Below are 12,546 nucleotides of genomic sequence, written 5' to 3'. Positions count from 1 at the left end.
CGCGCTAGAAGCGGATCGCCTGGGCTGCGGCGCATTCTGCGCGGGCGGCGTCACGCCAACCCTCGCCGCTCAGCGTGCGCGCCAGCTCGACCGCGAGGTGGCGGCCCTCGACGCCCAACGCGGCGTTGCGGTTCAAGCCAGAGATGCACGACGGACAGCTGGTCAGCACCACCGTCGGCGGGTCGGCAGCGCCACGGGCCGCCAGCGCTGGTGCGAGCGCCGCGCGCTTGCGATGGAGCATGGCGTTGGCGATGTCGGGCCGCGAGAGCGCGAGGGTCCCGGCCTCCGAGCAGCAGTGCGCGACGGGATCGAGCGCGAAGTTGCCGACGGCGGCGAGCAGGGCCGGCGCCTCGCCTCGCAGGCCGTCATGACAGGGCGTGTGATAGAGCGCCCGCTCCTGCGGAGCGCGCAAGCGCAGGCCGCGATCGTGCGCCAGGCGCAGGAGATCAAGCACGGGCGCGGCGAAGATCTTCTGCGCCTCGAGGCTAACGAGCGCCTCGTTGCAGGTGCCGCAGGTCACGACCACGGCGTCAAAGCGGAGGTGTGCGAGCATCTCACGGATCTGCGAGAAGACGATCGTGTCGCGCAGGCTCTGCCGCCCGTGCTCGGCGGCCGCGGCATTGGCCCAGGCCGGAAAGCCGCAGCAAAGAAAGGGCGGCGGCAGCACGACCCGCAGCTGCAGCGCCTGCAGCACATGCAGCGCCGCCAGGCCGATCGAGCCGTAGAGGCGCTCCGAGCCACAGCCAGGGAAGTAGAGCACGGTGCCGCTCGCCGGCCCGCTCGGCTCGAAGACCAACGCCTCGTCGGGCCCACACGCCGGCAGCAGCTCCCGCAGCGTGGCCCGCTCGGCTCGTGGTCCCGGGGCCGAGAGCAGCTGGCGCGTATAGGATGCGGGCCCGCGCGCGCTGGCGGCCGCCTCGGGGCGCTCGCCCAGCGCGCCGGCGAGGCCGCGCTGCACGGCGCCGCCCCAGCGCAGGACCGTCGTGCGAAAGGCCGCGTTGAAGAGCGGTGAACGGCTGTCGAGGTAGCGCAGCGTGGCGCGGGCCGCCAAGCGGCGGCGCTTATGCCCGCGCGCGGCGAGGATCTCGCGTTCCAGCACGCTGACCTCGCCGGTGTCGATGTCCACCGGGCAGGGCTTGAGGCATTTGTGGCAGATCGTGCAGTGGTCAGCCACCTGCTCGAGATGGCGCAGCAGCTCGAAGGAGTCGGAGCGCTCGCGCTGCGCTTCATAGAGCAGGGCCTCGATCAGCGCGCCGATCGCCAGGTTCTTGTTGCGCGGGTGGAAGTACAGGCCACGCGCGGGGTGGAAGACGCAGCAGTCGGGTTTGCACTTGCCGCAGCGAATACACTTGGCGATCTTCAGCGCGAGCTGCTCGAGCTTGCCGTGCTGCAGGATGCGCGCCTCGAGCTCGAGCAGATTGAACGAGGGCGTGAAGATCAGCGCGGCGGCCCGCCGGTCCGAGAGCTTGCCCGGATTCATCAGCCCCTGCGGATCGAGCTCGCGGCGGTGCGCAGCCAGGGCCTCGAGCGCGTCGTCGCCGAGGTACTTGAGCTTGGTGACGCCGATCCCGTGCTCACCGGAGCAGACGCCGCCGAGCTCGGTGACCTTCTCCATCAGGCGGTCGACGAGCGCCTCGGCGCGCCTCATCATCGCGCGGTCGCTCGACATCACCGGGATGTTGACGTGGACGTTGCCGTCGCCCGCATGCATGTGCGTGGCGACGACGAGCAGCCGGCGGCGCTCGTCCTGCCAACAGGCCTCCAGCGCCGTCGTCAGCGCCGCGTAGCCGCGCAGATACTCGAGCAGGTCCCGCTTCAGCTCCCGCAGCGGCCCAAGCTCGCGCAAGGCCACCACGCTGGCGCCTTCCAACGCCTCCAGCGCGCGCACACAGCGCGCCTGCGCCTCCGCCAACCGCTCGGCTAGAAACGCCCCGCCCTCGTCCTTGGCCGCGGCGGGCGCCTCCGCGAGCAGGCACTGCAGGCGTTCGACCAACGCCCGCTGATTGTGCCGCTCCTCCTCGAGGTTGATCGCGGCGCAGTAGGCCGCCAGCGCGGCCAGGGCGTCGAGCGGCACGACGATGTCCTCGTTGAGCTTGAAGGCATTGGTCCGCGCCGCGATCGCCCCGAGCCGCTTGCGGTCGGCCCAGAAGCGCGTGGACTCGGCCGCATCGGCGGCGACGAAGAGCTCGGAGTTTTCGTGGCACGCGAGCAGCCCGCGCACCCTCTCGACCCCGCGGGCGACCTGCGCGGCGTCGTGACCGACGATATCGACGAGGAGGACGGCCTTGGGGATGGCGGCCCGCCGCGCCTTGACGCGATAGCCGATCGCCCGCACGTACTCGTCGTCGAAGTGCTCGAGCGCCTGCAGCACCTCCGCGCCGCTGTTGGGGAAGGCCTGCGAGAGCTCGAGGATCACGCGGCTGGCCTCCTCCATGTCCTCGCCGAAGAACTCGAGGCAGAGCGTCGCGGTCGCTTGATAGCGCGGATAGAGAATGAACTCCGCCGCCGTGATGACGCCGTCCGTGCCCTCCTTCTGCAGGCCCGGCAGCCCCCCTAGCGCCTTGTTGGTGATGTCCTTCCACAGCCCCGGACGTCGCAGCTGGTCGCCGCGCAGGGCGATCGTGCGCCGCACAGCGCCCTCGGCGTCGACGACCTGCCAGCGCACCCGATCCGTCGGCAGGATCTTCCGCCGCGGATGATCGACGCGGCGCACCGTCCAGACCTGACCGCTCGGCAGCGCCAGCCGCCAGGCGAGCAGGTTATCGAGGCAGGTGCCCCAGAGCACCGCGGTCTTGCCGCCGGCGTTCTCCGCGATGTTGCCGCCGATCGTGCAGGCCCAGGCGCTGGTCGGATCGGTGGCGAAGACGTAGCCCTGTTGCGCCGCCGCCTCGATCGCGCGCTCGGTGACGACCCCTGCCTCGACCGCCAGCACGGACAGAGGCTCGAGGTGCCCGTCGGGGAAGGGCAGCTCGCGTTGTTCGAGGCCGACAATGCGGTCGAGCTGCTCGGTGTTGACGATGGCGCAGCCGGCGCGCAGCGGCACCGCGCCTCCGGTCAGGCCCGTCCCCGCGCCGCGGGGAATCGCCGCGAGCCCCAGCTCGCCGAGCGCGCGCAGCAGCGGCGCCACCTGCTCCTCGCGAGCCGGCGTGACCACGACGCGCGGCAGAAAGAGTCGCCAGTCGGTGGCGTCCGTCGCGTGCGAGACGAGCGTGAAGGGGTCGAAGCGGACGTTCTGCTTGCCGACGATCGGCGCCAGCGCGGTGACGATGCGGCGCCGCTCGCGGGCCGCGCCGCCGAGCTCGCGGGAAAACTGCTCGAGCAACTCACGGGTGGTGGACAGCACGGCGAGCACCAGGGGGTCGCCGCCGCCGCTCTCCTCGACGATCGCCAGCTCGGTCGTCAGCCGCCGCAGCAGCCGCGTCCGGCGCCGTGGCGCATCGAGCAGCTCCTGATAGAGAAAGGCGTTGCGTCGATGGACGAAGAGGTCGCCGAAGACGCGCAGCAGCAGCCGCGCCGAGCGCCCCGTGACGCGCCGCGCCCGTAGCTGCTCGAGCTGCTCCCAAAGCGCCTCGCCGCCGAGGTAGGTCGTCACCAACCGATCATCGGCGGAGGTGTAATTGAACGGGATCTCACGCAGGCCGGCGTCCATCGCCGCTCAGTCTAGACCAGCCCGGGCGTCGACGGCGAGGGCGCAGCGCGCGTCGCAGCGCGCGACTGGCCGATCGTCGGGACGATTGCTCGAGCCCTCGCTCCTGTGCATAAGAGACGCAGCGCGCGAGTGAGGTCGAGGGTGGCGTACGCGGTCAAGGAGCTGTTCTACACGCTGCAGGGCGAGGGGGCCCAGGTGGGCCGTCCGGCGGTCTTCTGTCGCTTTGCCGGCTGCAACCTGTGGTCGGGGCGCGAGGCCGAGCGGGCCACGGCGATCTGCCGGTTCTGCGACACGGATTTTCTGGGCACCGATGGGCCCGGTGGTGGGCGCTTTCGCTCGGCCGCGGCGCTCGCCGACGCCGTGGCGCGCTGCTGGCCCGCGCAGGGGATGGCCACCGAACGCTTCGTCGTTTGCACCGGGGGTGAGCCGCTGCTGCAGCTCGATTCCCCGCTGATCGCGGCGCTCCACGCGCGCGGCTTCGTCGTCGCTGTCGAGACCAACGGCACGCGCCCCGCGCCGCCGGGCCTCGATTGGATTTGCGTCAGCCCCAAGGCCGGCAGCGAGCTGCTGCAGCGTCGGGGCGATGAGCTGAAGCTCGTCTACCCGCAGCCCGGCGCGGAGCCCGAGCGCTTCGCCGCGCTGGACTTCCGCCATTTTTTCGTGCAACCGCTGGACGGCAGGGAGCGCGAGCGCCACACGCAGGCGGCGCTGCAGTTCTGCCTCGCGCATCCGCAGTGGCGGCTCAGCTTGCAGCTTCATAAGCTGCTGGGGATTCCATGAACGCGGCGACGATGGAGATCTTCGAGGAGTTCACGATTGAGGCGGCGCACCGGCTACCCCGGGTTCCGGCGGGTCATAAGTGCGCTCGGCTGCACGGCCACTCGTTTCGCATCGCCCTCCACGTGCGCGGCGTCGTCGATCAGGCGACCGGATGGGTGATCGACTTCGCCGACCTCGCCGCGGCCTTCCAGCCCCTGCATGATCAGCTAGACCACCGCCTGCTCAACGAGGTCGAGGGCCTGGACAACCCCACCAGCGAGGCCATCGCCCGCTGGATCTGGCAGCGGCTCAAGCCGACCTTGCCCGGGCTGAGTCAGGTCGTTCTGCGTGAGACCTGCACCGCTGGCTGCGTCTATCGCGGCGAGGGCGACGAGCCTGGCGCCCGACCCGAAACTTGACCGGCGCCAGGCTGCAACGGATCCTGGCCGCCGGGCCCGCGCGCCGTGGCCGCGGCCCTTCCCAGGAGCATCCGACATGAGCTCGAAAGCCTGCGCGGTCGTTGGTCTGCTGTGGTTGTCCTCCCTCGCCGTCGGAGCGCGCGCCGAGGGGCGTAGCCCGAAGGCGGTGCCCTCACGGGCTCGCGCCCCCCTGAGCTACGCCGGCGTCAGCCCAGAGGCGGGGGACCCGCCCCCCCAGGTGCGACCCGCCGGGGACGTGCAGCTCATCACCTGGCCCGGATTTCGGGCGCGCCCGGGACAGGGCCAGGAGGTCTTTCTGCAGCTCACGGGCACGGTGCCTTTCACGAGCCGCGTGCGTGGCAGGCGCGTCGAGGTGAGCCTGAGCAAGGTCGACGTGGCGCTGCACAACAACCTGCGTCGCGTGCTGACCAAGCAGTTTGGTGGCGCGGTCTCGAGCTTCAAGCTCTACGCGCAGAAGGGTCACCGCGTGCGCCTCGAGATCAGGCTCGCGCGCCCGCTGCGGCCGACGATCACGACCGAGCAGCGCGGGGCGTACACCTTCCTGCGCATCGCCTTTCCCGCCCTCTAGGCCGCGGCGGTCGACGAGGGCGCCACGCCATAGGCGCCATCAGCAGGCGCTGTCAGCGGCGTGATTTCGCTTCGCCGCGTCGCGTCGGCTGCCCCCGGCAGCGCGCAGCGCAGCGCCACACGCGGCCAGCCGCTCCGCGCTCTTGCGACCCGGTGCCTCCTCCACGCCAGAGTTGAGGTCGAGCGCCCAGACGCCGAGCGTATCCGCCTCGGCGATGTTGGCAGGTCCCAGGCCGCCGGCGAGCAGCAGCTCGGCCCGCGTGGCCGCCGGCAGCGCCGCGAGCCCACGCCAGTCGAACGCGCTGCCCGTACCGCCGCGCTTGCCGCCGCGTTGGCTGTCGAGCAGCAGGCGGTCGGCGCCGAGCGCCTGCGCCGTCGAGAGGCTCGCGGCCCCGAGCGTCGGCCCTTCAACCGGCACGCCGATCGCCTTCCAGAGCGCGCAGCCCGCGGGCAGGGCGCTTCGCAAGGCACGCAGCGTCGCGGCCGACTCGTCGCCGTGGAGCTGCACGGCCTGCAGCCCGAGCGTCGCCGCGCATTCGGCGATGGTCGTCGGTGGGGCATCGACGAAGACGCCGGCCCACTGCAGCTCGGGCGCCGCGAGCCGCAGCGCGGCGGCCTGCTCCAGGGTCACGGCGCGGGGCGAGCGCTCGGCGAAGATCAACCCGCCCCAGCTCGCTCCCTGCCGCCAGCACGCGCGGGCGTCCTCGGCGCGGGTCAGCCCACAGACCTTGACGCGCCCAAACACCAGCTCGCGCGCCGCGCGGCCGAGCTCCGCGCGCCGCATCAGGCTGCTGCCGACCAGAAACCCGTCGACGAGGGGCCGCAGGCGCCGCACGTCGGCGCGGCTGCGAATCCCCGACTCGGCGACCAGGGTCACCTCCGCTGGCACCAGCGGCGCCAGCAGCTCGGTGGTCCGAGCTCGACCTCGAGCGTCGCGAGGTTGCGGTTGTTGATGCCGACGAGCTCGGCCCCGGCGCTGAGCGCACGCTCGAGCTCGGGGCGATCGCGGACCTCCACCAAGGCGTCGAGTCCGAGGCTCGTCGCCAGCGCCAGACACTCGCGCAGCAGCGCGTCATCCAGCACCGAGAGCATCAAGAGCACGGCGTCCGCGCCCCAACGCCTGGCCTCGTAGAGCTGATAGGGCTCGACGACGAAGTCCTTGCACAGCACGGGCAGCGCCACCGCGGCGCGCACCTGCGCCAGGTGGTCGAGGCTGCCGCCAAAGAAGGGCTCGTCCGTCAGTACCGAGATCGCGCTGGCCACCTCGGCATAGCTGCGCGCCAGCGCCGCGGGGTCGTAATCCGCGCGGAGCAGGCCGCCCGACGGTGCCTGGCGCTTGCATTCGAGGATGTAGCCGCAGGGCGCCGAGCGCAGCGCCTGCCGCAGGCTGCGGGTGCTCGGCGCGAGGCCCTCGCGCAGCAGCGCCAGGGGCAGGCGTTCGCGGCGCTGCCTGACCGCCTCGCGCTTCGCCGCCACGATGCGCGCGAGCACGCTCACGAGCCGGTGCCCTGCTGCGACAGCGCGGCCCAACGCGCGAGTCGCTCAGCTGCGCCGCCGCCCGCCAACCCAGCAAGCGCCTGCGCCACGCCCTGCCGCAGCTCGGCAGCCCGTCCGCTGATCCACAGCAGCGCCCCGGCGTTGAGGGCGACGACCTCGCGCTGCGCGCGCAGGGCGCGGCCCGCCAGGACCTCACTGAGCCAAAGCGCGTTATCTGCCGCGTCGCCGCCGCGCAGCGCCTCCAAGGGCTGTGGCTGGAGACCAGCGTCCGCTGGTGTGAGCTGCAGCCGCTCGACGCTGCCACCGCGCGCCAGCGCCGCGGTGGTCGGCCCGTGCAGCGCGAGCTCGTCGAGCCCCGCGCCATGCACCACCAGAGCTGTCTCGCAGCCGAGCAGGCCAAGAGTGCGCGCCAGCGGCTCGCAGAGCGCCGGATCGGGGACGCCGACGAGCTGCCAGCGAGGCCGCGCCGGGTTGGCCAGCGGACCTACCAGGTTGAAGATCGTGCGCACCCCGAGGGCGCGGCGCACCGGCATCGCGTGCCGCATGCCCGCGTGATACTGCGGCGCGAAGAGGAAGCAGACGCCGAGCTCGTCGAGGCAGCGTCTCGAGACCGCCGGGCTGGCGTCGATCTTCACGCCGCAATGCTCGAGCACATCGGCCGAGCCGCAACGCGACGAGACCGAGCGATTGCCGTGCTTGACCATCGGCAGCCCGAGCTCGGCGACGAGCAGCGCTACGGCGGTCGAGATATTGACTGTCCCGGCGCCGTCACCTCCCGTGCCGCAGCTATCCGCCACCGGCCGTCCAGCGGTGTCGAAGGGCTCGGCCGCGGCGCGCAGCGCTTCGGCGACGCCGGCTATTTCCTCAGGGCTCTCGCCCTTGGCCTTGAGCGCGATCAGCAGCGCGGCGAGCTCGACCTCGGTGATCGCGCCGTCGATGACGCGCCCGAAGACCTCGCGCACACGCGCCCGGGGCAGCGAGCCGCCGGCGCAGAGTGTCTCCAGCAGCTCACGCATCGTGGCGGCCCGAGCCCGGCTCGGCGCCTGGGGTGCAGGCGGCAGCAGCCCACGCCAGCGTGCGATCGATCAGGGCGCCGCCGTGTGGCGTCAAGATCGACTCTGGGTGGAACTGCACGCCGATCACCGGCGCGCTGCGGTGCGACACTGCCATCACGAGCTGCCGGTAGCGGGCGATCACCTGCAACGCCTCGGGAACGCGGGTGGCGACCAGCGAATGATAGCGACCGACCTGGAGCGGCTGCGGTAGCCTCGCGAGCACGCTCTCGCCCTCGTGATCGATCCACACCGACTTGCCATGAACGATCTCGCCCGCGGGTCCCACGACGCCCCCGAGCGCCTGGACGATCGCCTGCAGGCCGAGGCAGACGCCGAAGACCGGCACGCGCCCGCAGGCGGCCTGCACCAGCGCCTGACAGCAGCCCGCGTCCTCGGGTCGACCCGGCCCCGGGGAGAGCACGATCAAGCGCGGCGCCGGCAGTGCAAGGGCCAGCTCGAGCGCGCGCTCGGCGCTGAGCTCGTTGCGCCAGACCTCGACGCGCGCGCCGCGGCGGGCGAACTCATCGACGAGGTTGAAGGTGAAGGAGTCGTAGTTATCGATCAGCAGCACGCTGACGCTGGTCGCTGCGCTCATCGTCCCTCCTCCGCCGCTTCGATCGCATCGAGGACGGCTTGGGCCTTGCGCCGCGTCTCGTCGGCCTCGGCCGCCGGATCGGAGTCGTAGACGACGCCCGCGCCCGCGCGCACATAGGCGCGGCCGTCGCGCACCAGCGCGGCGCGAATGATAATGCCGCTGTCCATCCGCCCGTCGGCCGTGAGGTAGCCGACGGCGCCGCCATAGGGTCCACGGCGCGTCGCTTCGTAATGCCGCAGGAGCTGGGCTGCGCGCACCTTCGGTGCGCCGACGAGGGTGCCCATGTTCATCGTCGCCACGTAGGCGTGCAACGCGTCGAGGTCGCGGCGCAGCAGGCCGCTGACGTGCGAGACGAGGTGCATCACGTGGGAATAGCGCTCGACCGTCAGCAGCGCCTCGACGCGTCGCGAGCCGCTCTCGCTGACGCGCGCGACGTCGTTACGCGCGAGGTCGACGAGCATCATGTGCTCGGCGACCTCCTTCTCGCTGAGGCGCAGCTCGGCCTCACGGCGGCTGTCGAGGTCGAAGTCGATCGGCCCCTGGGGCGTCGCGCGACCTCGCGGACGGGTGCCCGCGATCGGGCGGATATGCACGCGCGGCGGTTGACCCTCGACGGCGACGGCGGTCTCCGGTGAGGTGCCGAACAACACCCCTGCGCTGCCATTGAGGTAGAACATGTAGGGGCTGGGGTTGGCGGCGCGCAGGCGCCGGTAGGCCTCGAGCGGGGCGCTGCAGGGCACCGAGAAGGTTCGCGACGGGACGATCTGAAACACGTCGCCGGCGACGATGTGTTGCTTGAGGCGTTCGACCAGCGCGGCGAAGGTCGGGTCATCCATATCGACGGCGGCCAGCGCGGCGGGTCTGTCGCCACCCGTGTCGGTGGCGCGGCGCGGCGCTGGGGTCGCTGCGGGCTCGCTCGCGCGACTGGCCTGATTGAGCCCCTCGACCAAGCGCACCACGCCAGAGACGGCATCGCCGTAGGCGCTCGAGGTCTGGTCGCCACCGAAGAGATGCACGACCACGGTGGCCGTGCCGTGCTCGTGGTCGAGCCAGACCAAGCGATCGGGCAGGAAGAACTCAAAGTCCGGCCAGCCCGTCGGGTCGGCGCTCGCGGGCGGCAGGGCCTCGTAGCTCTCGAGCAGATCGTAGGCGAAGGTGCCCAGCAGCAGCGGCGCGGCGGAGGGCTGCTCGATGCGCTCGACGAGGCCTCGACCGAGAGCGCGCAGCACGTCGACCGGTGAGCCCGCGAGCAGGCGCTGCTGCTCGCTCCCACTGGGAATCGGCGGAAAGCTGCACGAGAGCGTGTCGGCGCTATGGGTCAGTTGTTCGGCGCTCGGGAGGCGCTCAGCCAGCCAGGGCAAGAGCAGCTGCCCATGAGGACCGAGCGCGCGCACCGTGACCTGCCGACCGCGGCAGGTGATCTGTAACGCGCTGCGGATGATCAGCAGCGACTTGCCGGCCGAGGCCGCCGACTCCGGGGTCTCGGCGGTCTCCAGCAGCGCCGTGCCGAGCCGCGTCGCGTCGCCGCAGCAAGCGCGAAAGGCCTCGATCGGGTCGGGGCAGAGGTTGACGTTGCGCAGCAGGGTTCGTCGTTGGCTGGCCGCCAGGGTCATGACCTCGCTCATAGCGTTCGCCCGACCGCGGCGACGATCGCGCGGAGGCCCTGCATCAGCTCGCGGAACTGCTGCGGGTAGAGCGACTGCGCGCCGTCCGAGAGCGCCTGCGCCGGATCGGGGTGCATCTCGACGATGATGCCGTCTGCCCCGCAGGCCGCCGCCGCGCGGGCCATCGGCGCCACCAGCTCGCGCCGACCGGTGCCATGCGAGGGGTCGACGATCACCGGCAGGTGGCTGCGCTGCTTGAGAAAGGGCACGGCGCTGAGATCGAGGGTGTTACGCGTGGCGGTCTCGAAGGTGCGGATGCCGCGCTCGCAGAGGATCACCGCGTCGTTGCCCTCGCTGACGATGTACTCGGCGGCCAGCAGCAGGTCCTTGACCTCCGCGGCCATCCCGCGCTTGAGCAGCACGGGCTTGCGCTGTTGGCCCAGCGCCTTGAGCAGACTGAAGTTCTGCATGTTTCGCGCGCCGACCTGGAAGGCATCGGCATAGCTCGCGATCGCCTCGATATCCGTCGTCTCGACGACCTCCGTCACGCTCGGCAGCCCGACGCCGCGCGCCGCCGTTGCCAGCAGCTCGAGGCCCTCGCGGCCGAGCCCCTGGAAGGCGTAGGGACTGCTACGCGGCTTGAACGCGCCGCCGCGCAAGCAGCTCGCGCCGGCGCGCTGCACCAGCTCCGCGGCCTGCGTGATCTGCTCGCGACTCTCGACGGCGCAGGGGCCGGCGATGACGATGAAGCGATTCGAGCCGACCGGGACCGCGCCGATGTTGACGATCGAGTCGTGCGGATGGAACTCGCGGCTGACCAGCTTATGCGAGCTGGGCACCAGGGTGACGCTCTCGACCTGCGGATGGCTCTCCAGTCGCAGGCTAGCGAGCAGTCGCTCGTCGCCGATCGCGCCGATCGCCAGCCGCTCGTCCCCGGGAAGGTAGAGTGGCTTGCAGCCGGCCGCGCTCAGACGCTGCACCAGTGACTCGACTTGCTCGCGGCTCGTACCTGGCTTGAAGACGATGATCATGGCACGTCCTTGCTCGGGTCCTCGGTCGGGTCCGCGATCGGGTCTGTGATCGGTGCCGTCGCGGCGCAGGCGGCGGCGACGAGCTCGAAGAAGGTGGTCGTCGCGAGCGGTAGCTCGAGCGCAGTGCTGGTCTGCTGCTGCACGCGCGACAGGGACTCCTGCCGTGGCGCGTCGAGCACTGCCCCAAGCTCCTGCTGCAGCGCACGGCGGCGGGCCACCAACCGCAGCAGCTCGCCGTCGCAGAAGGCCAGCTCGGCGAGGAGCTGATCCGCGGAGGTGGCGGCGCCCGTCAGCGCCTGCTGCCGCAGCATCGCATCGCAGAGCACCAGCGCCATCATCGCCTCGGCCACCGGCACGACGCGCGGGCAAATGCAGGGGTCGTGGCGTCCGGGGACGCGCAAGGTGCGTGGTTGGCCGGCGGTGTCGATCGTCTGTTGTTCATGACGAATCGACGAGGTTGGCTTGACCGCCAGGCGCGCCACGATCGGCGCGCCGCTCGAGATACCGCCGAGCAGGCCGCCCATGTGGTTCGACGCGAAGCCCGTCGGCGAGATCGGATCATTGGTCTGGGAGCCACGCCGCTTCGCCAGCGCGAAGCCATCGCCGATCTCGACGCCCTTGACCGCGCCGATCGACAGCATCGCCGCGCCGAGCTGGGCATCGAGCTTGAGAAAGACGGGGTCGCCCCAGCCGGCCGGTACACCCTCGGCGATGACCTCGACGACGCCCCCCAACGAGTCGCCATCCTTGCGCGCCGCGAGGATCGCCGCCGTCATCCGCGCGGCGGCCGCCGCGTCGGCGCAGCGCACGTCGTTGCGCTCGATCTCGTCGCCATCGAAGGTGGTCGCGGTTTCCGTGCCGATGCGTACGACGTGGCCGCGGATCGTCACGCCGGCCTCACGCACCAAGAGCTGTTGGGCCAGCGCGCCCGCCGCGACGCGCGCCAGCGTCTCGCGCCCGGAGGTCCGTCCGCCGCCGCGCCAGTCGCGAATGCCGAACTTCCGCCACCAGGTCAGATCGGCGTGGCCTGGCCGAAAGACGTCGTGCCACTCGGCGTAGTGCTGCGAGCGGGCATCGCTGTTGCGGACGATGATGGCGATCGGTGCGCCGGTGGTCTTGCCCTCGAAGACCCCCGAGAGCAGCTCGAGCTGGTCGCCCTCCTTGCGCGGGCTGGTCAGCGGGCTGGTGCCAGGACGTCGTCGGTCGAGCTGCTGCTGGATCGCGGCGAGGTCGACCGCCACGCCCGGACGCACACCGTCGATGACGACGCCGAGCGCCGCACCATGGCTCTCGCCGAAGGTCGTGATGCGGAAGTTGTCGCCAAAGCTATTCGATGACATGCAACGGGC

The 12,546-nt window shown here is 71.6% G+C and carries 9 protein-coding genes and 1 pseudogene; 3 read left to right on the top strand and 7 right to left on the bottom strand.

Annotation, left to right across the window (positions count from 1 at the left end; translation table 11 throughout):
* Positions 1 to 4: 4 nt before the first annotated feature.
* Positions 5 to 3,649: a DUF3683 domain-containing protein gene (locus tag IPL40_05970; protein MBK8480704.1), complete on the bottom strand. Its 3,645-nt coding sequence runs from the start codon at positions 3,647 to 3,649 to the stop codon at positions 5 to 7.
* Between the two features lie 141 nt (positions 3,650 to 3,790).
* Between IPL40_05970 and queE the strand changes: the two genes are divergently transcribed.
* The 3 genes from queE (at position 3,791) to IPL40_05955 (ending at position 5,416) form a co-directional block, all read left to right on the top strand.
* Complete coding sequence (queE, locus tag IPL40_05965; GenBank protein MBK8480703.1) at positions 3,791 to 4,429, top strand: 7-carboxy-7-deazaguanine synthase; 639 nt, start codon at positions 3,791 to 3,793, stop codon at positions 4,427 to 4,429.
* A gap of 11 nt (positions 4,430 to 4,440) precedes the next feature.
* The gene (queD, locus tag IPL40_05960) at positions 4,441 to 4,827 is read left to right on the top strand and encodes a 6-carboxytetrahydropterin synthase QueD (GenBank protein ID MBK8480702.1); all 387 of its coding nucleotides are present in this window, start codon (positions 4,441 to 4,443) and stop codon (positions 4,825 to 4,827) included.
* A gap of 76 nt (positions 4,828 to 4,903) precedes the next feature.
* Positions 4,904 to 5,416, top strand: a complete 513-nt coding sequence (locus IPL40_05955; GenBank protein MBK8480701.1) for a hypothetical protein — start codon at positions 4,904 to 4,906, stop codon at positions 5,414 to 5,416.
* Positions 5,417 to 5,455: 39 nt separating this feature from the next.
* On the opposite strand, the pseudogene trpCF reads toward IPL40_05955, so the two are convergent.
* From trpCF to aroC, 6 genes and pseudogenes are all read right to left on the bottom strand, one after another.
* Positions 5,456 to 6,945, bottom strand: a pseudogene (gene trpCF, locus IPL40_05950) (bifunctional indole-3-glycerol-phosphate synthase TrpC/phosphoribosylanthranilate isomerase TrpF).
* Positions 6,909 to 7,928: an anthranilate phosphoribosyltransferase gene (gene trpD / locus IPL40_05945; GenBank protein ID MBK8480700.1), complete on the bottom strand. Its 1,020-nt coding sequence runs from the start codon at positions 7,926 to 7,928 to the stop codon at positions 6,909 to 6,911. The pseudogene trpCF and the gene trpD overlap by 37 nt, the downstream one beginning before the upstream one ends.
* A complete protein-coding gene (locus IPL40_05940; GenBank protein MBK8480699.1) occupies positions 7,921 to 8,562 on the bottom strand; it encodes an aminodeoxychorismate/anthranilate synthase component II in 642 nt (213 codons plus the stop codon). The genes trpD and IPL40_05940 overlap by 8 nt, the downstream gene beginning before the upstream one ends.
* Complete coding sequence (locus tag IPL40_05935; protein MBK8480698.1) at positions 8,559 to 10,187, bottom strand: anthranilate synthase component 1; 1,629 nt, start codon at positions 10,185 to 10,187, stop codon at positions 8,559 to 8,561. Before IPL40_05935 ends, IPL40_05940 begins: the two co-directional genes overlap by 4 nt.
* The gene (aroF, locus tag IPL40_05930) at positions 10,184 to 11,197 is read right to left on the bottom strand and encodes a 3-deoxy-7-phosphoheptulonate synthase (protein MBK8480697.1); all 1,014 of its coding nucleotides are present in this window, start codon (positions 11,195 to 11,197) and stop codon (positions 10,184 to 10,186) included. The genes IPL40_05935 and aroF overlap by 4 nt, the downstream gene beginning before the upstream one ends.
* Positions 11,194 to 12,537 carry a chorismate synthase gene (aroC, locus tag IPL40_05925; GenBank protein MBK8480696.1) on the bottom strand — a complete coding sequence of 448 codons (1,344 nt, stop codon included), beginning with the start codon at positions 12,535 to 12,537 and terminating at the stop codon, positions 11,194 to 11,196. The genes aroF and aroC overlap by 4 nt, the downstream gene beginning before the upstream one ends.
* Positions 12,538 to 12,546 lie beyond the last annotated feature (9 nt).

It is taken from the genome of Pseudomonadota bacterium, assembly GCA_016711215.1.
GTDB lineage: Bacteria > Myxococcota_A > Polyangia.
Note: the sequence above shows the minus strand (reverse complement) of the source record. Positions and strands in the feature narration are given on the sequence as shown.